Here is a 22,204-nt window from a genome sequence, read left to right on the forward strand (position 1 = left end):
CGCCGCGGTGAAAGAAGTCAGACAGACTCAGCCCCTCGGCCGACATCCACGCAGGTCAACAGCCGAAAGCCCAGACCTTCGAGTACGGCGGGCGCCCCTCGGCCGCCTCCACAGCCGCCGCCCCGGCGGGCACCGCAGCCCGCCAAGCACGTCCCGAGCAGCCCGAGACAGGGCGACGTGGCAGCCGCGCCCCCTATCACGAGAAATTCAAATTCCACCGGCAAATTCGCCGCAAGCTTAATACGCTTATAGCTGATTACGCTTTCAAAGAAACGATTTCACCGGCAGAGAAATTAGCTGGAAGCAAAATCCCTGACGCCACTCACCGAGCGCGCGTTAATGTCGATCCACTCCTTCAGGGAAGACACACCATCGCTTGTCGAGGTTTAGGTGAACCACATGAACCCATGGCAGATCAACCGGCCCGAAGCCGCCCCCGACCACGCCGGACGCTCCCGCGTGCACGGCACGCAGGGCCCGTCGGCACAACCCGTCGAGGACACATATCACCGCCTGCTCAAGCAGCGCATCATCTTCCTCGGCCAAGAGGTCGACGATGATGTGGCCAACCGCATCTGCGCCGAGTTGCTGCTGCTGAGCGCCGAGAACTCCGAGCGCGACATCTCCCTCTACATCAACTCTCCGGGCGGTTCCGTCAGCGCCGGAATGGCGATCTACGACGTGATGCAGTTCATCCCCAATGACGTCTCCACGGTCGCGCTGGGAGCGGCCGCTTCCATGGGCCAAGTCCTGCTGACAGCGGGCGCGCCCGGCAAACGGCTTTCCCTTTCCAGCTCGCGGATCATGATGCATCAGCCGTTGGGAGGGATCGGCGGCACCGCGTCCGACATCGCCATCCAGGCCGAGCAAATGCTCTACGTGAAGCAGAACCTGGCCGAGCGGATCGCCTTCCACAGCGGCCAATCCGTTGAGCGGGTCCGCCACGACTGGGACCGCGACCGCTGGTTCACCGCGTCGGAGGCCAAGGAATACGGCCTGATCGACCACGTGGTGACCCGGACCGCGGAGGTGTCGCCCTCAGGCCCCGCCGGCGGCCCCTCGGCCTCCTGATCCGACCCCCTCAAGAGCCCCGAGGAGCATTGAAGAGCATGGCCATGTTCGAGAGCCGCCACGTCCTTCCCTCATTCGTCGAGCGGACCACCTACGGCGTCAAAGAGACAACCCCCTACAACAAACTGTTCGAAGACCGGATCATCTTTCTCGGCGTCCAGGTCGACGACACCTCCGCCAACGATGTAATGGCTCAGTTGCTCACCCTGGAGTCCACGGACCCCGACCGGGACATCAGCATGTACATCGACTCGCCGGGCGGCTCGTTCACCGCGATGCGTACCCGTCGGCGTCAGTCGGCCATGCCGCCGGCGAATGGCATCGTCTGCCATTGGTCGATGGCCGGCTTCACATACTCCACCAACGGGGGCAGTTGCGGCGCGAGCGTGAGTACGGTGATGGCCCGCAGCATCCCCACGGCGTTCACAAAACCCATGACGTCGCCGTTCAACGGCCTCATGCCGTTGCGCTGCGCGCCCCGGTTGTAGGCGGATTCCAAGTCGGGGCCGAGGGCGGCCAGGTCCCACTCGACGGGGCCCAGCGTGACCAGTTCGAAGTCGGAGTAGAGGTCCCCGTCCACTCCTGAGAAGATGTTCGCGGGCGGGCAGTCTCCGTGGACCGGCTGGAGATCGATCCCTGGAAACGCCTTTTCGAATGCCGTGCGGGAGCGCACGAGAGGCTCCAGGACCTTCCATTCGCGGCGTGCGCGCTCCAGCTCGGCCGGACCGATGAGGTCGGAGTGCTTTTCAAGCAGAGCAAGGCTTTCGGTGATGAACTGCGGTTCGGCGGCGGACAGAAACGACAGCCGACCCGGATATGCGCGCATCGCGGCGTGCAGGTCCGGCACGAATTCGCAGTTCGCCACGTAGTCGGGCTCTTTGCCTCGGTCTTCCTCCACGAACTGCCAGAACGTCATCGAAAGCCCGTCGCGCTGAACGGGCTCCCGTGGCACGAGAGGGCTGGGAGGAATCACGGGGATTCCCTGGTCCGCGAGCCACCGTGCCACGTCCAGTTCCGCCTGCTGGCGGCGCTCCAGCGCATCAAGGTCTGTGGTGTGCGGCAGGACGACGGGGATCCGGGCTACGACCGGTGACGGCGCGAGGTGGACAACAACGGAGAACAGATCGTAGAGCACCGCGGCATCGGTCACGCTGAGTCCGAGATCGCGACCTGCACCCACGGCCGCGTCGACCGCAGCGGAGGTGCGGCGGGCGATGTGTTGCGGTGTCTGGAAATCGGCCATGTTTCGATCATTTCACGGCACCGCCGGCGGACCCAAGCACACACGATGTCCGGTCGCTGCCATCCGTCCCGTCGCCGCTTTCCCCCTCCCGCACCTCCGGCGGAGGCGAGGGCGAAGGCGAGGATGTGGTAGGTGGCGGCGCCTGAACTCCTCCCGGGACTGCGGGGCCGTACGTCGGTGGTGGGCCGAGGGCCGCTCCCGGGGTGCGGGAGCGGCACTCGGGGGCGGTCAGCGCCCCTGGATCGCCTTGACGTTGTCGCCGAAGGTCCAGCCCTTAGAGCCGTCCCAGTTGATGGACCAGGTCATCAGGCCCTTGAGGTTGCCGTTGAAGTTGTTCCATGCCTGAGTGACGAGGGAGGGGGCCATGTGGCCGCCGCCGGCGCCCACCTGGGCGGGGAGGCCCGGCACCTGCTTGTCGTAGGGGACCTTGATCGTGGTGCCCTGGATGACCAGGCCGTTGTTCAGGCAGGTGGTCTGGGCGGTGAACCCTTCGACCGTGCCTGCGGCGTAGGAGTCGCCGGAGCAGCCGTACATGCTGCCGTTGTAGTACTGCATGTTCAGCCACCACAGGCGGCCGTTGTCGGCGTACTTCTTGATGATCGGCAGGTACGAGCCCCAGATCGAGCCGTACACGACGCTGCCGCCGGTGACGTACGCGGTCTCGGGGGCCATGGTCAGGCCGAAGTTCGACGGCATCTGGGCGAGCACGCCGTCGATGATGCGGATCAGGTTGGCCTGCGAGGTGGACAACTGGTTGATGCTGCCGCTGCCGGAGAGGCCGGTTTCGATGTCGATGTCGATGCCGTCGAAGTTGTACTTCTTGAGGATCGGCACGACGGTCGCGATGAAGCGGTCGGCGACGGTGGCGGAGCTGAGGTCGATCCCGGCGGTGGCGCCGCCGATGGACATCAGGATCGTCAGGCCCTTGGCCTTGGCCTCACACATCTCGGCGGGCGTGGCGACCTTGACGGTGGAGTCCATGCCGTCTTCCCACAGGACCGTGCCGTCGGAGCGGATGACCGGGAAGGCAGCGTTGATCACGTTGTAACCGTGGGCCGTGATGCGGGAGTCGGTGATCGGGATCCACCCGAGCGGCGGGTGCACACCGTTCACCGCGCCGTCCCAGTTCTCCCAGTAGCCGTGGAGGACCTTGCCCGCCGGCTTGCCCTTCAGCGCGCACGTCTCGCCCGTGGGCGACACCGACGGCGAGGGCGAGGTCGACGGGGACGGGGACGGGGATGTGGACGGCGACACCGACGGCGAGGGCGAGCTCGACGGGGACACCGACGGCGACGGGCCTCCGGGGCCGTCGAGGCTCACGTCGTCGGCGTAGTAGGTGCCCTGGCCGTACCATCCGTGCAGGTATACCTCCGCGGTGGTCTGCGTGGCGCCGGTCGTGAAGGAGACCTTCAGCTCGGTGTAGTCCGTCGCCGAGGAGGCCCAGCGGGATCCGCCGCCGGTCACTCCGAGGTAGACGTAGCCGCCGCGCACCCAGGCGCTCACGGTGTACGCGGTGTTGGGCTGGACGGACACCGACTGCGTGCACTTGGCGATGTCGGATCCGCCCACCGCGCCGCTGAGCGCCTTGGTGCCGGTGCGGACCGGGGTCGTGACGACCGATCCCAGCCCTCCGCCGCACGACCACGGAGACAGGGAGCCGGACTCGAAGCCGGGGTTGGCGAGCAGGTTGGCGGCGTAGGCCGACGTCTGCGTGATGAAGACGCCTGCGACGCTCAGCAGTAAGGACACTGCCAGGACCAGCAGGCGGGGGGTTCTCTTCATGGAAAAACAACCCTTCTGTTGCCCGGAGAAAGGGTTTCCGGGCACGACGGCATGGCGCAGGGTTGCGAGGCCGCGGTGGAGGCTCGCGAGCAGCACCCGAAATTATCAAGACAAACTTGATCAATGTCCACGAGAAGTGCGAATCCGGTCAGGTCAATATTTCAATGACCTGGAGGGCACATCTCATCGATTCCCGGGCCAGGGAAGCATCGCGCGTACGATCTGCGACTCCACGCGGAAAGCGAGGAAGGCGGGAGATTAAACGGCTGTCACCGTGAATGGTTTTCGATACGGCGGGATGTCTCAACAGCGGGACGCCGCAGCGGCGGCGTCCGTCAATTCGCGGGCGTAGTCCGTGGGCGTCAATCCGTGGGCGTCAGACTGTCGATCTCGGCGATCACGTGGTCCGCGTACGGCCGGAGGCCCGGCAGCAGGTCGTCCCACCGCTCCCGCTCCTCCCCGAGATACACCGCCCGCGCATGCGCGAGAACCGGCCGGCGCTCCTCCGGAAGCCTGCCCAGCGCCCACGCGGCAGCCGTGTCCTTTGACCGGATCTCACCGGTCGCGAGGGTCGACCACACGCGGGTCAGCGTCAGAACGGCGTTGCGGGTGTCGGTCTCCAGCTCCTCCAGCAGCTCCGGCACGACGGCCGCACTCCCCCGGGCGAGGTCCTTCTGCGGCACCGCGTCGAGAACCTCCCGCGGAGGCGGCCCGTACAACGCCGTGTCCCCCTGGAGAACCATCGTGATCAACGTGGCGAGATCAGGACTCGCCACCGGAACCGGCACCTCACCGCGCTCGTATTCCTCACGGAGCCACTCGCCGTACTGGAACTCGCACACCGGCGGATAGCGCCACGGACGCACCTCGGACTGCACGACGATCGTCAGCTCGACGGGGCGGGCCCCGCCGGGAGCCGCCACCGGCCCGGAAATCGCCATCAGCCTGTCGACCAGGGTGCGCCGCTCCTCCCCCGCGACAGGCCGCCGCACGACCGCGAACACGTCGACGTCGCTGCTCGACCGCAACCCGCCGAGAACGGCGGAGCCGAGCATGTAGGCCCCCACGACGTCGGCCCCGAGCACCTCACGGACCAGGCCCACGACATCGGCCGCCTGCGTCCCCGCGCCTTCGCCCACGAACCCCGCCTCTCCCAGAACCCCACGGACACCCGCGGCATCCTACGGAGTACCCCGGCCCCGAAGCCATCGAATTTCACGGCGCGATTCCCCATGCGGGCGGGCGCAGCCCAGCCCAGCCCCTCGGCCGCCTTTCATCGACCCCTTCACCAAATCCGACCTAGTGCACAATTAGCAGAATTCAGTACCGCTGAAATCTCCTCCCACATGTCCACAAGAGGACATTTCTCAAGAGAACATTCGCCGCCGTAGATCTGCGTAAATACGCGAAATAATGTGCTGCTAGCCGTTCGGCTGCCGTCACACCGCCACACCCACATCTGATCGGCAACGCGTATTCAGCGCGGGCCGCACACCTCGAAAGGCACCCCCATCATGGAGCAACACCTTGCCCGGCTCACGACAACCGTCCCCATCTCACGACTCCCGACCTCCTCGTGCTCCCTCTCGGCCGACGCGGCTGCCGCCGGGGGCGTGTCCGCCGTCGAAAGCCCCATCGACATCGACACCGCAAGGGTCATCACCCCCGATCCGTGGGGCCGCAGCATTGACCTCTGGGGATATGACACGCCCTCGCAAACGGTCACCATGACGTATCACGGCCGCCCCTCCTGCGACCGCCGCCACGCGATGGAGGACGTCCGCGGCGAGTTCTCGACCCGCAACAGGATCGACTTCGGCGGACGAGAATACGAGCTGAAGAACATTCATTACCACGCCGTCTCCGAGCACAACGTCGACGGCGTTCAACTGGACGGCGAAGCCCACCTCCTTCACGAGACCGTTCACACCCCCACACCCGCCAGACCCAGAAAGCTCTTGGTGTTGGCGGTGCGCCTGACCATGAGCGCCACGAACGGCTCCCAGCACGACGCGCTCTTGGCGAACGGGACGGGCGCGCAGGCGCTGCCCTCCGAAACCTGCGCCACACCGATGTCGGCCGTCAGGCCGGACATCATCGTGCGCGACCTGCTGCCGCCCCCCGGAAGCGCCTGGTGGTACAGGGGATCCCTCACGACGAAGGCGAACGGCGACGCCGACTACCACAAGCCCGTGGACTGGATCGTCTTCCAGGAGACCATGGCGGTCGACTGGGCCGTCTGGGAGCACTACCGATCGATCTGGCCCCTGCGCGACTTCCCCAACAGAAACGCGAAGCCGGCCACGAACGCCTCTCCCATCGTCACTGCGATCTCCGTCTGCTAGTACGGCGGCAGCGCCGGAAAGCGGGTGTCCCGCCATGGCTTGACACGCCCGGCGGGACTTCCCCCCGCGCGTTTCCCCAGCACGGCTCCCAGCAGACGGCTCCCGAGGAGAAGCCTGCCGGGCAGGCGGCTTCCAGGCAGATGGTCTTCGGGTGGGCGGCGACGATCCCGCTGTCAGTGAGACCTGTTCTCCCGTTCACCGACCCGCAGAACAATGGTGCCGTCGTCGGTGACCAGCAGATAGCGCCCCGGCGGGAGTTGCTTGCCGTCCAGCAGGACGCGGCCGTCCCGAGTGGAGCGCAGACTGTCGATCATGCGCAGCACCGGCAGCTTCTCCTTTGGCACGGGTGCGGCCTCCCCCGACGCGTCGATGCCGCGAACGCCACCCTTGTCGCTCATGGGGCAAGTGTGCTCCGAACAGCCTCCCTGCGCAGCGATATCGCCGCCGCCACACCGGAGACGCCCGCACCTGTCCACCCGCGGCGGCTATCGACACGGCGCCGTCAGCGGTCCGCCTGCGAGTAAACCGGTTATGCCGCGCTGTCCTCATCAGGCCAGACCAGTTGCCCTGAGTAATGATCTGTTTACGATAAGTCGAAATCCCGTCATGACCCGGTCCGTAACAGGCCCGGGCCTCGACTTTCTCCACGGAAAGGACAGAAGCGTGATGAGGAAAGCGCTGGCCACCCTGGGGGCCGCAATGCTGCTCGCCGCCGGCTCCGCCACCGCGGCGGCGGCCTCCCCGTCGGCCCCCGACGCCGCCCGCCCGTGCGGCGGCCCGCACCGCGTCGGCAACGATGCCGTCTGGTACAACTGCTCGAACGCCAACCAGCGGATCTGCGTGCGGCAATACATCCCTTACCCGAATTACGTGGCCGTGGTGGCGCCGGGCGGCGAACACCGCAATTCCTGGCGGTGGACGAACGACATGTCCACCAGTATGACCCACTGCAATTAAGACCTGACTATCACCCACCCGGGCGCACCTGCGGGGAGGTGGCGTGCATAACCGCCCCTCCCCGGCCCTCCCCCACCGAAATCCCGGAGGCCGGAAACGGTGTGACACCGGCCGGAGGTTGACCTATTTTCACCTCCGCTTTCCTCTGGCGGGAGACTTCCGTACGGCGTGGCGTCACAAAACCGCAAGCGGCACCTGTGAGCATTTTTGCCATCAGGTTGGGGGAAAGCGGCCGTGCCGCATTCCGCAGAGAATGGTGCCCGCATGCCCGCGCCAAGGCTCCGAGCGAACGCCGCGCCCTCCCGTGCCCACGGGATCAGAAGATGGACGACGCTGACCACCGCGGGCACCCTCTCCATGACGTTGGTCATGCCGCCGACCCCGACCGCCTTCGCATCCCGGCAGGAGTTCGAACCGCCGAAGCCGGACGGATCCGCAGTCCCGACGCCTCTCCCCAACCCCACCCCCGCCGTCGGCGCCGCCGCCTGGCCCGCGGCCCCCGCCGCCCCTGCCCCCGCTCCTGCCCCGGCTCCTGCCCCCGCTCCCACAGCAACCGCCGCACGCACCCCCACCCCCACGCCGACGCCGACGCCGACGCCGACGCCCAGTGAATCCTCGTCCCCCTCCGCCTCCAGCACCCCCCGGCCCAAGATCTGCGAAGAGGGAAACTTCTACCGGGTCGAATCCCTCGCGCCGCGGAACTTCTTCGTCCCCCGCACCCGCTTTGTCGACGGCCCGGGCGGCACGATGACCGTGACGGTCACCCGCGAACACGAGGTGCGCGCCTTCATCGAGCACGAGAACGAAAGACAACTGGAAATCACCGTCGAGGACCTGATCCGCCGATTGCGCAAGCAGGTGACGCCACACCTCGAACTCCGGCACATGGTTTTTGTCGGGCACGAGTACTCGCATAAAATCAGAAAAGGCAGGTACGGCAATATGTGGTACCGGGTCTTCGGCTACCGCATCGGCTGGTCGGCCTGGTCGACCCTCGGCTCCTGCCATCAGGTCAAAATCACCTCCGGCATCGCCAACGTCCCCTCCCGAGTCGAGGGGTGGCGATATTGGGAGACCGGTCACCCCTTCTTCAAAAAGCGCCGCAAGAGTAAAGAAAAAAAGAAAGATGACAAACGCACCAAACCCCTGGTGCCGGGACGGCGGCAAGACGACGAGGACCGCAGGAGGCACCACGAATAGGCGGACATCCGCCCCCTGCGGGTGGCCTGCCACCCCCTCCACGGCGATCCGCGGTAACCATTTTTCGCTCCCGGTCCGGGACTCCTGTCGCAGATCCCCGCTATCCTCACCTCGGCGGTCTGGGGGAGGGCTCGCCCCCGGACCGCCACCCCAAGTCACACCGGTCCCCGGCACCGGGCGCGCGCACCAGGTGTTCCGACAGGTGGATCGGCGAGGTTGCCGAGCCCGACCACGCGCGGACATGCTCGCATCCCGGCCCAGGGAAGCGGAACAGCGTGGGCATTTCTTGGCATCCTCCCCTCCCTGAAGGGAGGGGATTCCAACCGTCACCGGTCGGCCTTCCTGCTTCACCGCCAGCCGCCCGCTCGGCTCTGCGTTCGGCGTAGCGGCTGACGACGGCCTCGCGTCGTTCGTTGGCCGCGATCTTGCTCTTCTTGGCCATCAGATTCTCTCTCCTCGCGCCCGGATCCGGGCCACGGCCGCCTCGATGCCGATCTTGTCGATCGTCTTGATCGCCCGGGGTGCTCAGCGTCAGTCGTACGAATCGGTTCTCGCTGGGCAGCCAGAAGCGGCGGTTCTGGATGTTGGGGACCCACCGGCGGCGTGTACGCCGATGGGAATGGGAGATGTTGTTGCCGAACACCGGCTTGATGCTGGTGAGCTGGCAGTGGGCGGACATGAGACCTTCCTCCTCTGTCGCGGGGGAACCGGTGGGGCGGCGGGGCTACCGCTCCTCGCGGAACAGCACGTGGCGGCGGACGACCGGGTCGTATTTGCGCAGGGCGAGCCGGTCGGGAGTGTTCCGCCGGTTCTTGCGGGTCACGTAGGTGTAGCCGGTGCCCGCCGTCGAACGCAGCTTGATCAGGGGACGTATGTCGTTTCTTGCCAACGGGTTTCTCCAAGTCGAAGCGCCCCAGAAACCGCGCCTCGCCGTCCCGGGACGGGTTGCCTCAGCCGGTGGCGTCGAGATCGAAAACGGCGGCGAAAGGGTCGTCCAGGTCGCCGGCGGGCTCGCCCGGACCCAGCAGGCAGGAGTCGAGCAGCGCGTGGATCCGGTCCTCGTCGAGCCCGGGGCCGGTGAGGACGAGATGCTGGACGCGGTCGCCATGGTCGGGAGACCAGTCCAGCGAGGCGGTCAGCCTTCGGACGGGCGAGACCGCCTCCCAGGCAGCGTCGGGAAGCGCCGCGAGCCAGGGGCCGGCGTCCCGCAGCGTGACGGCGCCGGCCGCCGCCTCCCAGGCCAGCATCCGGTCGGGCCGGTTGGCGAGCCAGAACCTGCCGCGGCTGCGCACCGACTCACCGGCGAGGAAGCCGACGGCGGCGAAGAACCTGGCCGGATGCAACGGGCCCGTGCGCCGCCACACCACGGTGTCCACCGCGGAGGTGTACGTCCGGCAGGGAAGCTGAGCGGTGGCCGGGTCGACCCGCGCGGCCAACTCCCGGGTGCACAGCGCGGGACCGGTGACCCTCGGCAGCGGATCGCCGGGCATGATGACCGGCGTCATCGGCGCGAGGTGCCCGAGCAGTTCCCGGCACAGGTGGAGATCCTCCTCGTCCGCCGGAGGCAGCGGAGCGGGCACCTCGTCCACGACCACGAGAGCGGTGGCGTCCTCGATCTGGTGGGCGAGCACCCCGGCCAGATAACGTTCGTCGCCGGTGTCGCTCGCCTTGCCGATGTCCGACAGCCGGTCGCCCCGGCAGATGTCGACCGGCATGAGCTGCGCGTCCAGCGCGGTCAGCACACCGGTGAGCCGGATGGCACCGCCCCAGGCCGGATGGTCGAGCACCTCGGCGAGAACCTCGGTGACCAGCCGCGGCTCGACGCAGTCCCACAGGTCCACCACCAGCAGTGGGGCATGATCGGCATAGCGAAGCAGCTGAGGGACCAGGTCCTGGCGGAGCGCGCAGGTCACGCAGCCGTGCTTCAGTCCGACCGCCGTCCTGTCCAGCACCGCCGCCGCCCCCCGCACGGTGCGCACCGCCACGCCGCCGGCGATCCCGCCCAGGTCATGGTGGAATGCCAGCGCCCCGGGGGTCTCACGCAGCAGCCGCTCGACGACAGGCACGCGGGCGGTGTCATGCATCCCAGCCACTACCACGACAGGAACGGACATCGAGCCCCCATCAAGGACAGAAACGGTTATCAATATCATGCCACCCCGACCATCGCGGCCAAGGCGAACCAGCTCACACGGACCTTTCCTTATCAGCCGTCAACAAGATCACACGCCCGTGTATTCTCAACCCCCGCCCTGAAGTCCCTGGACCGGCGCGATCAGCCGGCGGAAGGTAAGGAGTCCGGCTCGCTGTCGAGGAGGCGGGCGATCTCGGCCCCGGCCCCGGCAGGCACGGCGGCCGGATCCTCTACCAGGGGCCGGTCGCCCGGATGGAGGGCACCGCCACCGCCCTCCGCGGCGCATAGACCTACGACCAGGGGATCGAACTCGCCGGCCGGTCGGCGCTGATATCACCGAATTAGCGGCCATGGGAGCGCGGATAATGCGAAACCGGTCGGATCCGATCGGCCGCGCGGGACCGATCGAAAAGACCGATCCGCGAATCGATAAGGAAGTTCTCCCTGGTCAACCGCCCCCATCGGCCCCGCCCCCACAAAAGAACGCTCTCATAACCTTAAATCTGAATTCGCTTGATTTTCCAACGGTCCACGGCTTGAAAAAGCCCCGACACCAATAGAACATGCAGCGCATGAGCCGCGGAGATCATTCAGCGCTGTCGCCGTTGGCGGACCGCTCCCCCCTGTCCTGAAGGAGACCGCATGCCCCGCACCCCCCAGCGGTGGCGGGCGATCCTGACGGGAACCGCCACCGCCCTCACACTCCTACTCCCCCAAGGGGCCGCCCATGCCGCACCCCCCGCCGCGCCGGACAAGATCGACAAGATCGACAAGGCGCTCCTGGCCGATCTGGCCGGCAAGGGGAAGACCGACTTCCTGGTGCGGCTGAAAGGCGGCGCGAACCTCGCTGCCGCCCACGCCGCCCCGACCAAGGCGGGGAAGGCCGCACAGGTCTACCAGGCCAAAACGGCCCTCGCCACCGCCTCCCAGGCGGGCCTGCGCTCCCTGCTCACCGCGCGCAAGGCCGACTTCACCCCCCTGTGGATAGCGAACGCCGCCAAGGTGACGGGCGACGCCGACCTCGCCGAAGAGATCGCCGCGCTCCCCGAGGTGGAGCGCCTGGAGCCCGACATCGCCGTCCAGGTGCCCGAGCCCACCGCCAAGCGGGCGCCGTCGGCGGCGCGTGCCAAGGTCGACGGGGTCGAGTGGAACATCGACCGGATCGGCGCCAATCGGGTGTGGAGCGAGTTCGGCGCCCGCGGCGAGGGCGTCACGGTGGGCGTCATCGCCTCCGGCGTACAGTTCGACCACCCGGCCTACGCCTCCCGCTACCGCGGCAAGATGGCCGACGGCAGCCTGGACCACTCCTACAACTGGCACGACACCACGACGTGCTCCACGCACCAGGACGGCATGTGCCACGGGGCGGGCGAGGGCGCCACCTACGTGCTCGGGGTCATGGTCGGCGGCACCGAGACGCAGTCGATCGGTGTCGCCCCGGGGGCCACCTGGATGGGGGTGAACGCCTGCGAGCAGCTCTGCTACATGAGCGCGCTGCTCGCGGCGGGGCAGTGGATGCTCGCCCCGACCGACCGGGCGGGCCGACATCCCCGTCCCGATCTCGCTCCGGACATCGTCACCAGTTTCTGGCGTTTCCCCTCGTCGGACAGCAGCGTGAACATCGGCTTCCCCCGGTGGTACCGGGAGGTCCTTGACGCCTGGGTGGCCGCCGGCATCTTCCCGGTCCTCGACAACTCTTTCAACGAGAGCGGCGCCTGCGGGTCGGCCGTGGCGCCCGGCGGTTTCGCCAACGCCTACACGGCGGGCACCTTCGGCGCCGACAACGCGATCTGGCAGTGGTCCACCCGCGGCCCGGGCGAGAACGGCCAGGTCAAACCGGATATCGCCGCGCCCGGTGTGGATGTGCTCACCAGCTGGCCCGGCAACAACTACTACGTCAGCAGCAGCAGCGGGTACTCCGCCGCTCACGTCGCCGGCGCCGTGGCACTGCTCTGGTCGGCCGCTCCCAGTCTGTATAGGGATGTCCCGGCCACCCGTGCTCTGCTCGACCGCACCGCGGCCGACGTGGCGGACACCAGCTGCGGTGGAAGCGCGCAGAAGAACAACGTCTGGGGTGAGGGCCGCCTCGATGTCCACGCGGCGGTGAAGGCCGCACCCACCGGCGGGACCGGCGCCCTGACCGGCACCGTCACCGCGGGCGGCACGCCACTGGCCCTGGTGACGGTCACCACGGCCGCTCCCGGCGCCCGCACCGTGGTGACCGCGGCCGACGGGACCTACCGCATCCCCCGGCTCGCCGCCGGCACCCACCAGGTCACAGTGCGGAAGCCGGGGTACGGCACCGCCACCGGAACGGTCACCGTCACCGCCGGCGGCTCCGCCGTACACGACGTCGCGCTCAGCTCCGTGCCGACGCGCACCGTGACCGGCACCGTGACGGGCGACGGCGCGTCGGCCGCCGGCGCGAACGTGCATGTCGTCGGCACGGCCGACAACGCGACCACCGACGCGGCCGGGCGCTACCGGCTCACGCTGCCCGACGGCGACCACGAGCTCAAGGTCACCCCCGCCTCCCTCTCGCCGTGCGCGGGTACGGCGAACGCGCGGATATCGGTGACGGGCGACATGACCAAGGACATCGCCCTGCCGCCCCGCGCCGACGTCTTCGGCTACACCTGCTCCACCGGGACGGAGCCGTGGATCGCGGGCACCCACAAGGTCACACCGCCGGCGCAGTGGGTGCCACCGGCCGTCGACGTGCCGTTCTCCTTCCCGTTCTACCGCGGCAGCCACGGCAGGATCTGGCCGTCCATGACGGGCTACGTGGGCTTCACCCCCGACGGCGACACGCCGTGGAACGACAACCTGCCCAGTTTCCAGTTGCAGCGCCCCGCGATCCTGCCCTTCTGGGACGACCTCTGGCTGGACGACCAGGCCGGCATCTACACCACGGCGATGGGCACCGCCCCCCGCCGCACGTTCGTCGTGGAGTGGCGCAACGTCACCTTCAGAGGTGACCGCACCAAGCGCGTCTCCTTCGCGGCGCTCCTCCACGAAGACGGCTCCATCGGCTTCCGCTACCGCGGGACCTCCCCCGGCCTCTCCGAGGGGAGCAGCGCGACCATCGGCATCCAGGGCGGGTTCACCGACAATTCCGCCATCGAGTACGCGAGCCACCGGTCGGCGCTCGCCGACGGCCGGAGTGTGACCTTCACCCCGACCGGGCGCGGGCTGCTCTCCGGCACCGTCCTCAACGCCAACGACAGCACCCCGGTCGGCGGAGCGACGGTGAAGGTCGGCGACGTGGCCACGCTGACGACCGCCGGCGACGGCACCTTCACCGGGCTCATACCGCCCGGCGAGTACCAGGTCACCGTGTCCAAGGAAAGGTACGGCACGGTCAGCCGCCAGGCCGCGGTCCGCATCGGCGAGCGGTCCAACGCCGACGTCTCCCTGGTCACCGGCCGGGTGTCCGCCGACACCACGGCCGTGGAGCTGGTGGCGCGTGGAGGCGAGCCGGCGGCGAGCGCCACGTTCACACTCACCAACCTGGGCAAGGCGGCTGCGCCGTACTCGGTGGAGGCCGATGCCGTAGGCGGGTGGCTGAGCGTGTCGCCGGGCAGCGGCGACCTCGCCCCGGGCGCCTCGGCCGTGGTCACGGTCACCGGGAGCGCTGCGGGTCTCGCCGCGGGGACCTTCCGCAACGGCAGGTTGATCGTCCGGTCGGCCAGTGCCGGCACCCCGGTCTTCCACATCCCGGCGAGCGTGGTGGCGCCCAAGACCGAGATCGCCGTGGACGCCGGCGGCATCCGCGACACCCGGGACGCCGCCGGTCACCGGTGGAGCGCCGACCGTGCCTACAGCGCGGGAGGCTACGGCTACCTGGGGGACCAGAGCAGGACACATACCGCGACCGGCCCGATCCGGGGCACCGCGGACCAGGAGCTGTGCAAGACCGCCCGCGAGTCCATGCTCGAATACCGCTTCGACGGCCTGCCCACCGGCGTCTACACCGTGGAACTCGGCTTCGCCGAAACCCGGGACACACGCCCTGGACAGCGCATCTTCACCGTCACCGCTGAGGGGCGGCTCGCCGTTCCCGGCCTCGACGTGGCCGCCGAGGCCGGTGTGCGCACCGCCACCACCCGGCGCTATGCGGTGAAGGTCACCGACGGCCGGCTCAACCTCCGCTTCGTCGGGCAGCGCGGCACCCCGCTGGTCAACACCATCCGCGTGACCGAGCGCCCCGACAAGACCCTCCCCTAGCGACGGAGAGCCCGTCCCGCCGGCGTCGGCGGGACGGGCTCCCGGGGGCGTTCTCCCCCGGTTCGAAGGAGACTGCATGTCCCAACCCCGCAGCCGATGGCGTACGGCTCTCGCAGGCACGGCCGCCGCCCTCGCGCTCCTGCTCCCGCACGGGGTGGCCCACGCCGCACCCGACCCCGCCAAGATCGACAAGACGCTGGCCGCGGCCTTGACGAAGGCCCCCGCGACCTTCCTCGTGCGTCTCCACGGGAACGCCACCCTCTCCGCCGCGGCCAAGGCCACCACCAAGGCGGCCAAAGGCGCAGAGGTGTTCCAGGCCAAAACCACCCATGCCACCGCCTCGCAGAAGGCCCTCCGCACACTGCTCACTGCGAAGAAGGCGGAGTTCACACCGTTCTGGATCGTCAACGCCGTCAAGGTGACGGGCGACGCCGGCCTCGCCGCCGAGATCGCCGAACTGCCCGAGGTCCAGCGCATCGAACCCGACCGCGCCATCCCCCAGCCCCAGCAGGCCACGGGCAAGGAGGTGCCCAAGGTCAACGCGGTCGAATGGAACATCGACCGCATCGGCGCCCCCCGCGTGTGGAGCGAGTTCGGCACACGCGGCGACGGCATCGTGGTGGCCGACCTCTCCGACGGCGTGAAGTACGACCATCCCGCCCTCCTCGGCAAGTACCGCGGGAGGAAGGCCGACGGCACCGTCGACCACAACTACAACTGGTTCGACCCGGCGCGGTTGTGCCCCACCGAGGCACCCTGCGACCGGCGGAGGGCCGAGGGCGGCACCCGCGGCCTGGGAGTCGCGGTCGGCGGGACCGACACCGACACCATCGGCGTCGCCCCCGGCGCGAAGTGGATAGCGGCCCACGGCTGCTGCAGCTGGGCGTCGGACCTGCTCGCCGCCGCCCAGTGGATGCTCGCCCCCACCGACCTCAACGGTCGCAACCCCCGCCCCGACCTCGCGCCCGACATCATCAACAACACGTGGGAGGACTGGGGCATCGATCCCTGGTTCGCCCCCGTGATCGACGCGTGGATCGCCGCCGGGATCTTCCCCGCGTTCACCACCTCCAATTACCTCTTCACCTGCAACACGGTCCACTCCCCCGCCGCCGGAGCCAACGCCTACAGCGTGGGCCTGCTGGACGAGACCGACAGGGCCTGGAGCTATTCAGGCCGCGGCTCCGGCGAGAACGGTGAGATCAAGCCCGACATCACCGCCCCCGGTGTCAACGTGCGCACCTCCACCGCAGACGGCCGCTACGCCGTCGCCACGGGCGACTTCGCGGCCGTGTCCCACGTCTCGGGCACGGTGGCGCTGCTCTGGTCGGCGGTCCCCTCCCTGAAGGGTGACGTCGCCGCCACCCGGGCGCTGCTCGGCCGCACCGCGATCGACACGGCCAACTCCACCTGCGGCGGCACCCCCGAGAAGAACAACATCTACGGCGAAGGCCGCCTCGACGCCTACGCGGCCGTACGCGCCGCGCCGATCGACCGGATCGGCGGCCTGTCGGGCACGGTCACCTCGGGCGGCGCGCCCGTCGGCCTGGCAACCCTCACCCTCAGCGGACCGGTGAGCCGCCAGACCGCCACGGGCAAGGACGGCACCTACGCACTGCCGCGCCTGCCGGTCGGGGACTACCGGGTCACCGTGCGCAAGCCCGGGTACGGCGACGCCACCGCGACCGTCACCGTGGCGGCGAACCAGACGGCGGTGCGCGACATCGCGCTGACGTCGGCGCCACTGCACGCGGTCTCGGGCACCGTCACCGCCCCCGGCGGCGCTCCGCAGGCGGGCGCGGTCGTCACCGTGCCGGGCCTGGCGGTGGAGGCGACCACCGACGCGGCGGGCCGCTACCGGCTCGACCTGCCCGCCGGCGCTCACGAGCTGAAGGCCGCCCCGCCGCCCGCCCTGTGCACGGGGCCGAACACCGTGCCGGTCACGGTGCACGGCGCCACGGTCAAGGACATCACACTGCCGCGCCGTACCGACTCCTTCGGCTACACCTGCGAGAGCGGCACCGCGCCGTTCACCCGGGGCACCGAGCGGTTGCCCATCGACCCCTACGGGAGGTCGACGGTCAAGGTGGCCCTGCCGTTCGCGTTTCCCTTCTACGAAGGCACGTACAAGGGCGTGTGGGTCTCGAACGACGGCTTCGCGAGCTTCATCGAAACCGACCAGGTGCACCAGCGCTTCCTGCCCTCCACCGCCGCTCCGAACGCGGCGCTGTTCCCCTTCCTCGGTGCCGCGCAGACCAGCAGTGGGGCCGAGATGTACACCGGGACGTTCGGCGTGGCGCCCGCGCGCACCTTTGTCGTTGAATGGCGTGACTTCTACGTCAACAGCGACCTGGCGCAGCGTGTCTCGTACGCGGTGCTTCTCGGGGAGGACGGCTCGGTCAGGTTCCAATACAGCGGCCAGGGCGTCACCGGCCAGCGACCTGCCGTCATCGGCCTGGAGAACGAGAGGGGCACCGACGCCTTCGTGTTCTCCCACCGGCAGGCGAGCGTCGTCGACGGCCAGGTGCTCACCTTCGCCCCGTCCAGGCACGGACTGCTGACCGGCACCGTCACCGACGCCGGCGGCAGGCCGCTGGCGGGGGCGGCGGTGAAGGCCGGAGGCGCCGTCCTCACCAGCGATGCCGACGGCGGTTTCCTCGGATACGTGCCGGCGGGCGAGCAGCGGGTCACCATCGAAAAGGAGCCGTACGGCAGCGTCACCCAGACGGTCAACGTGAGCGTCGGCGCCAGGAGCCGCGTCAGCGCCTCCCTGGCCGCCGACGACATAGGCGCCTCGGTGGCGGAGGTCGAGCTGCTGACGACCGCCGGGGCTTCCAAGAGCCGCACGGTCAAGCTGACCAACAAGGGCACCTCCGCTGCGACGTACACCGCCGGCGTCGACCCCGCGCTGGACCGGGTGAGTGTGATGCCCGCGAGCGGGCAGCTCGCGCCAGGCGCGTCGGCCACGGTGACGGTGACCGGCGACGCCACGGGCCTGCATCCCGGCGCCGTCCGCACCGGGAGGCTGCTGGTGCGCTCGGGTGGCGGAACCGCGCTGGAGATCCCGGTGACCCTCGCGGTGACCAGGCACCAGGTCGCCGTCGACGCTGGCGGCGGCCACGAGGTCGTCGACTCCCAGGGTGAACGCTGGGCCGCCGACCGCGCCTACGCGGCGGGCGCATACGGCTACCTCGGCTCGCGCAGCAGGGCCGTGTCCACCACGAGGGCGATCCGGGACACCGACGACCAGGAACTGTTCAGGACCGCCCGCGAGTCCATGACGGAGTACCGCTTCGACCACGTGCCCGCAGGCGTCTACACGGTCGAGCTCGGCTTCGCCGAGACCAAGGGGGCACGGCCGGGGACACGCGTCTTCGACGTGCTGGCCGAGGGGCGGCTCGCCGTACCCCTGCTGGACCTGGCGCAGGAGGCCGGCGCGGACACGGCGCTGACGCACCGCTACACCGTGAAGGTCACCGACGGACAGCTCAACCTGCGCTTCGCCGCGCAGACCGGCACGCCGCTCGTCAGCTCCGTCCGGGTCACCGAACGCCCCGACAAGACCGCCCCGTAGGCGACCGTATACCGGCGCGGTCGCCGGGAGGCGAACCCGGCGACCGCGCCCACCCCCCGCTGTGCGTCAAGGAGACCTCTATGCCACGCTCCCTCCGGCGGTGGCGACCGGTGCTTCTCAGCACCCTCACCGCCCTCGCCCTCGTCCTCCCGCACGGCGCGGCGCAGGCCGCGCCCGAACCCGCGCCCGCGTCCGTGTCCGCGTCCGTGTCCGTGAAAATCCATAAGGCCCTCCGGTCGGAGCTGAGCGCGGGACGGGCGACCGACTTCCTCGTCCGCCTCAAGGAGGTCACCGACCTGGGCGCGGCGGCCAAGGCCGCCTCCAAGGCCGACAAGGGCGCCCACGTGCTCGCCGCCAAGTCCGCCCACGCCGACAAGTCCCAGGCCGGCCTTCGCACGCTCCTCACCTCGCGCAAGGCCGAGTTCACCCCGTTCTGGATCGTCAACGCGGTCAAGGTGAAGGGCGGCTCCGCGCTCGCCGACGAGATCGCGGCCCTGGCCGAGGTCGAGAGCATCGAACCCGACCGCGAACTCCCGCGCCCCACGGCGGCGCCCGGCAAGGAGCTGCCCAAGGTCAACGCGGTGGAGTGGAACATCGACCGCGTCAACGCGCCCAAGGCGTGGAACGAGCTCGGCGCCCGGGGCGACGGCATCGTGGTCGCCAACATCGACACCGGCGTGCAGTACGACCACCCTGCGCTCGTCGAGAAGTACCGCGGCCGCAAGGCCGACGGCACCTTCGACCACAACTACAACTGGAACGGCAGCTCCGAATGCAACCCGCGCACGGTGCCGTGTGACTGGGACAGCCACGGCACGCACACCATGGGCACCATGGTCGGCGGCGTTCCCACCGAGACCATCGGCGTCGCTCCGAACGCGAAGTGGATCGCGGCCTCGGTCTGCGACTGGGAACACTGCTCCGACGGGGAGTTGATCGCGGCGGGGCAGTGGCTCCTGGCTCCGACCGACCTCACCGGGCGCAACCCCCGGCCCGACCTCGCCCCCCATGTGATCAACAACTCCTGGGGCGGAGCTCCCGCGCAGCGGTGGTGGTACAAGCCGGTCCTGGACGCCTGGATCGCGGCGGGCATCTTCCCCGCTTTCGCCAACGGCAACCGCGGGCCCGCCTGTGCGACCAGCGACTCCCCCGGCGACAACATCGAGGCGTACAGCGCCGGGGCGTTCGACACCGCAGGCGCCATCGCCCCCTTCTCGGGCCGCGGGGCGAGCGGGGACGGCCAGGTCAAGCCCAACATCGCCGCCCCCGGGGTCAACGTGCGCTCGGCGGGGCGCAACAGCGGCTACTACAGCAGCTCCGGCACCTCGATGGCCTCGCCCCATGTCGCAGCCGCCGTGGCCCTGATCTGGTCGGCCGCGCCCCACATCAAGGGGGACGTGGCGGCCACGCGCGAACTGCTCGACAGCACCGCGATCGACGTCGACGACACCAGTTGCGGCGGCACCGCGGCCAACAACAACGTCTGGGGCGAGGGGCGGCTCGACGCCTTCGCCGCCGTCCGCGAGGCACCGGCGCTCAACGCGGGCCTGCGGGGCACTCTCCGGTCGGGGACGGAGCCCGTGGCCGACGCCGTCGTGGCCCTCGCCGGGCCGTCGAAGCGCAAGACCACCACGAAGGCGGACGGGACCTACGCCCTGACCCATGTGCGCCCGGGGACCTACCAGCTCACCGCACGCAAGTTCGGCTACGACATCGCCAACACCACCGTGACCGTCACCGCCGGCCAGACCGCGGTGCAGGACCTCACGCTCGCCCTGCAGCCCAGGCACACGGTGACGGGAACCGTCACCGACGACAGCGCCCCCGACTCGCCGGTCGCGGTGGAGGCGGTCGACACGCCGGAGAGGACCGCCACCGACGCGGCGGGCCGGTATCGACTGTCCCTGCCCGCCGGGACCTACACCCTCAAGGTCGCCCCTCCCGCCGGCCGGTGCAGCCGCGCCACCGACGTGCAGGTGACCGTCGCCGGCGATACGACCAAGGACATCGCACTGCCCCGCCGTACCGACGCCTTCGGCTACGGATGCGTGCGCGGCAAGGAGCCGTATGTCGCCGGCACCACCAGGCTCCCGCTCGTCGGCCGGGCCGCCAGCACGCAGGTGGCTCTGCCGTTCGCGTTCCCGTTCTACGGCGAAGCCCACTCCACGGTGTGGGTCGGCGCCGGCGCCGCCCTCGACTTCCACGGCGGACGGTCGTGGTTCAACCGGCCGGTGCCCGGCCCCTACCGCACGCCGGCCGTCCTTCCCCTCTGGGACGATCTGGTGATCGACGGCCAAGCCGGGGTCTACACGGCCGTCCTCGGCACCGCCCCCTCCCGCACCTTCGTCGTCGAATGGCGTGACGTCGCATTCCACGGGCACCCGACGGCCCGCGTCTCGGTCTCGGCGCTGCTCGGCGAGACCGGCACGATCAGCCTCCGCTACCGGGGAGTCCGCGACGAGCTCGCCGCGGGCGCGAGTGCCACCATCGGCATCGAGAGCAGTGACGGCACCGCCTTCTCCTTCGCCCACGAGACCCCCGCTCTCACCGACGGCCAGAGCATCACGTTCACCAGCCCCCACGGCGTGCTCACCGGGACCGTCACCGACGCCAACGACGGCAAGCCCCTCGCCGGGGCCAGGGTCGCCATCGGCGACAGCCTCACCGTCACCACGGGGCAGGACGGCGCCTACATCACACATGTGCCGATCGGCGACCACCGGATCACCATGTCCAAGGAGCACTACGGCCCCCTCACCCGGCCCGCGACGGTCACCGCCGGCGGCCACGCGCGGCTCGACGCGGCCCTCATCACCGGAAGGGTGAGCGCCTCCCTCGGGGAGACCGACCTGCTCACGCCGGCGAACTCCACCAAGAGCGTCACCTTCGTCCTCACCAACCTGGGCGGCTCCGCCGCCCCCTACACCCTGCACGTCGAGCCGGTCGCCGCCTGGCTCACCGCCACCCCCGCCGAAGGCACGCTCGCCCCCGGCGCGTCGACCACCGTCACCCTCACGGCCGACAGCTCCGGCGTCCCGAGCGGCACCTACCGCAAGGGAACGGTGAAGGTGCGGTCGGCCAGCGGGCGGAACCCGCAGATCGACATCCCGGTCACCCTGGTGATCCCCTCGACGCGCATCGCGGTCGACGCCGGCGGCACCCGCGACACCGTGGACTCCGCAGGCGAACGCTGGACCGCCGACCGCCCCTACACCGCCGGCGGCCACGGCTACGTGAGCACGCGGAACCGGACCCACTCCACCACCGCGACGATCAAGGACACCGCCGACCAGGCCCTGTTCCAGCAGGCCCGGGCGGCCATGAGCGAATACCGCTTCGACAACCTCGCGAGCGGCTACTACACCGTCGAACTCGGCTTCGCCGAAACCCGCAACAGCCGCCCCGAGCGCCGCGTCTTCGACGTGTACGCCGAAGGCGACCTGGCCGTGCCCGCCCTCGACCTCGCCCAGGAGGTCGGCGTCCGCACCGCCACCGTGCGCCAGTACACCGTGAAGGTGACCGACGGCCGGCTCAACATCCGCTTCGTCTCCCGCACCGGCACCCCCATCGTCAGCACCGTCCGCGTCTCCGACCGCCCCGACCGGACCACCCCGTAACCCGCACGCGCACAAGACCGGGATCCGCCCTCGCCGTCGGGCGGGGCGGACCCC

At 69.6% G+C, this 22,204-nt stretch carries 15 protein-coding genes and 1 pseudogene; 9 read left to right on the forward strand and 7 right to left on the reverse strand.

Annotation, left to right across the window (positions count from 1 at the left end):
• Window positions 1-399 precede the first annotated feature (399 nt).
• The gene (locus tag BLQ73_RS00270; protein WP_093167010.1) at window positions 400-1,071 is read left to right on the forward strand and encodes an ATP-dependent Clp protease proteolytic subunit; all 672 of its coding nucleotides are present in this window, start codon (window positions 400-402) and stop codon (window positions 1,069-1,071) included.
• Window positions 1,072-1,109: 38 nt separating this feature from the next.
• A pseudogene (locus BLQ73_RS00275) lies at window positions 1,110-1,349 on the forward strand (ATP-dependent Clp protease proteolytic subunit); the annotation flags it as partial.
• A gap of 14 nt (window positions 1,350-1,363) precedes the next feature.
• Here BLQ73_RS00275 and BLQ73_RS00280 read toward each other — a convergent pair.
• The 3 genes from BLQ73_RS00280 to BLQ73_RS00290 form a co-directional block, all read right to left on the reverse strand.
• Window positions 1,364-2,314: a phosphotransferase gene (locus tag BLQ73_RS00280; RefSeq protein ID WP_093167012.1), complete on the reverse strand. Its 951-nt coding sequence runs from the start codon at window positions 2,312-2,314 to the stop codon at window positions 1,364-1,366.
• Window positions 2,315-2,542: 228 nt separating this feature from the next.
• Window positions 2,543-4,096: a carbohydrate binding domain-containing protein gene (locus tag BLQ73_RS00285; protein ID WP_093167014.1), complete on the reverse strand. Its 1,554-nt coding sequence runs from the start codon at window positions 4,094-4,096 to the stop codon at window positions 2,543-2,545.
• Window positions 4,097-4,458: 362 nt separating this feature from the next.
• A complete protein-coding gene (locus BLQ73_RS00290; RefSeq protein WP_093167015.1) occupies window positions 4,459-5,235 on the reverse strand; it encodes an aminoglycoside adenylyltransferase family protein in 777 nt (258 codons plus the stop codon).
• A 375-nt stretch (window positions 5,236-5,610) separates the two neighbouring features.
• Between BLQ73_RS00290 and BLQ73_RS00295 the strand changes: the two genes are divergently transcribed.
• A complete protein-coding gene (locus BLQ73_RS00295; protein WP_093167017.1) occupies window positions 5,611-6,441 on the forward strand; it encodes a carbonic anhydrase family protein in 831 nt (276 codons plus the stop codon).
• A gap of 173 nt (window positions 6,442-6,614) precedes the next feature.
• Here the strand turns inward: BLQ73_RS00295 and BLQ73_RS00300 are convergent, their stop codons facing one another.
• Window positions 6,615-6,839 carry a hypothetical protein gene (locus BLQ73_RS00300; protein WP_093167019.1) on the reverse strand — a complete coding sequence of 75 codons (225 nt, stop codon included), beginning with the start codon at window positions 6,837-6,839 and terminating at the stop codon, window positions 6,615-6,617.
• A 268-nt stretch (window positions 6,840-7,107) separates the two neighbouring features.
• Between BLQ73_RS00300 and BLQ73_RS00305 the strand changes: the two genes are divergently transcribed.
• The 3 genes from BLQ73_RS00305 (at window position 7,108) to BLQ73_RS00315 (ending at window position 8,598) form a co-directional block, all read left to right on the forward strand.
• On the forward strand, window positions 7,108-7,398 hold the full coding sequence (locus tag BLQ73_RS00305) for a hypothetical protein (RefSeq protein WP_143020052.1): 291 nt from the start codon (window positions 7,108-7,110) through the stop codon (window positions 7,396-7,398).
• A 323-nt stretch (window positions 7,399-7,721) separates the two neighbouring features.
• On the forward strand, window positions 7,722-8,009 hold the full coding sequence (locus BLQ73_RS30810) for a hypothetical protein (RefSeq protein WP_143020053.1): 288 nt from the start codon (window positions 7,722-7,724) through the stop codon (window positions 8,007-8,009).
• Between the two features lie 136 nt (window positions 8,010-8,145).
• The gene (locus BLQ73_RS00315) at window positions 8,146-8,598 is read left to right on the forward strand and encodes a hypothetical protein (protein ID WP_093167025.1); all 453 of its coding nucleotides are present in this window, start codon (window positions 8,146-8,148) and stop codon (window positions 8,596-8,598) included.
• Between the two features lie 106 nt (window positions 8,599-8,704).
• Here BLQ73_RS00315 and rpmB read toward each other — a convergent pair whose 3' ends face one another.
• From rpmB to BLQ73_RS00330, 3 genes are all read right to left on the reverse strand, one after another.
• Entirely contained in the window at window positions 8,705-9,277 is a 573-nt protein-coding gene (gene rpmB / locus BLQ73_RS35235) for a 50S ribosomal protein L28 (RefSeq protein WP_476712857.1), read from the reverse strand.
• A gap of 45 nt (window positions 9,278-9,322) precedes the next feature.
• Window positions 9,323-9,487: a 50S ribosomal protein L33 gene (gene rpmG / locus BLQ73_RS00325; protein WP_093167026.1), complete on the reverse strand. Its 165-nt coding sequence runs from the start codon at window positions 9,485-9,487 to the stop codon at window positions 9,323-9,325.
• Window positions 9,488-9,548: 61 nt separating this feature from the next.
• A complete protein-coding gene (locus BLQ73_RS00330; protein ID WP_245690637.1) occupies window positions 9,549-10,682 on the reverse strand; it encodes a GTP-binding protein in 1,134 nt (377 codons plus the stop codon).
• Window positions 10,683-11,374: 692 nt separating this feature from the next.
• On the opposite strand from BLQ73_RS00330, the gene BLQ73_RS00335 reads away from it, so the two are divergent.
• The 3 genes from BLQ73_RS00335 to BLQ73_RS00345 all read left to right on the forward strand — a co-directional run bounded on the left by BLQ73_RS00335 (window position 11,375) and on the right by BLQ73_RS00345 (window position 22,150).
• Window positions 11,375-14,959 (forward strand): carboxypeptidase regulatory-like domain-containing protein, encoded by a 3,585-nt coding sequence (locus tag BLQ73_RS00335; protein ID WP_093167029.1) that lies wholly within the window; start codon window positions 11,375-11,377, stop codon window positions 14,957-14,959.
• A gap of 76 nt (window positions 14,960-15,035) precedes the next feature.
• Window positions 15,036-18,533 (forward strand): carboxypeptidase regulatory-like domain-containing protein, encoded by a 3,498-nt coding sequence (locus BLQ73_RS00340; protein WP_093167031.1) that lies wholly within the window; start codon window positions 15,036-15,038, stop codon window positions 18,531-18,533.
• Window positions 18,534-18,613: 80 nt separating this feature from the next.
• Window positions 18,614-22,150: a S8 family serine peptidase gene (locus BLQ73_RS00345; protein WP_093167032.1), complete on the forward strand. Its 3,537-nt coding sequence runs from the start codon at window positions 18,614-18,616 to the stop codon at window positions 22,148-22,150.
• Window positions 22,151-22,204 lie beyond the last annotated feature (54 nt).

The sequence above is a fragment of the Sinosporangium album genome (genome assembly GCF_900100605.1).
Lineage (GTDB): Bacteria > Actinomycetota > Actinomycetes > Streptosporangiales > Streptosporangiaceae > Sinosporangium > Sinosporangium album.

Bases quoted from the DNA above. Each gene is read 5' to 3' on its own strand.
- BLQ73_RS00270 (WP_093167010.1), top strand. From the start codon at position 400: ATGAACCCATGGCAGATCAACCGGCCCGAAGCCGCCCCCGACCACGCC.
- BLQ73_RS00295 (WP_093167017.1), top strand. From the start codon at position 5,611: ATGGAGCAACACCTTGCCCGGCTCACGACAACCGTCCCCATCTCACGA.
- BLQ73_RS00330 (WP_245690637.1), bottom strand. From the start codon at position 10,682: ATGCATGACACCGCCCGCGTGCCTGTCGTCGAGCGGCTGCTGCGTGAG.
- BLQ73_RS00300 (WP_093167019.1), bottom strand. From the start codon at position 6,839: ATGAGCGACAAGGGTGGCGTTCGCGGCATCGACGCGTCGGGGGAGGCC.
- BLQ73_RS00315 (WP_093167025.1), top strand. From the start codon at position 8,146: ATGACCGTGACGGTCACCCGCGAACACGAGGTGCGCGCCTTCATCGAG.
- BLQ73_RS00335 (WP_093167029.1), top strand. From the start codon at position 11,375: ATGCCCCGCACCCCCCAGCGGTGGCGGGCGATCCTGACGGGAACCGCC.
- BLQ73_RS00280 (WP_093167012.1), bottom strand. From the start codon at position 2,314: ATGGCCGATTTCCAGACACCGCAACACATCGCCCGCCGCACCTCCGCT.
- BLQ73_RS00285 (WP_093167014.1), bottom strand. From the start codon at position 4,096: ATGAAGAGAACCCCCCGCCTGCTGGTCCTGGCAGTGTCCTTACTGCTG.
- BLQ73_RS00340 (WP_093167031.1), top strand. From the start codon at position 15,036: ATGTCCCAACCCCGCAGCCGATGGCGTACGGCTCTCGCAGGCACGGCC.
- rpmB (WP_476712857.1), bottom strand. From the start codon at position 9,277: ATGTCCGCCCACTGCCAGCTCACCAGCATCAAGCCGGTGTTCGGCAAC.
- BLQ73_RS00345 (WP_093167032.1), top strand. From the start codon at position 18,614: ATGCCACGCTCCCTCCGGCGGTGGCGACCGGTGCTTCTCAGCACCCTC.
- BLQ73_RS30810 (WP_143020053.1), top strand. From the start codon at position 7,722: ATGGACGACGCTGACCACCGCGGGCACCCTCTCCATGACGTTGGTCAT.
- BLQ73_RS00305 (WP_143020052.1), top strand. From the start codon at position 7,108: ATGAGGAAAGCGCTGGCCACCCTGGGGGCCGCAATGCTGCTCGCCGCC.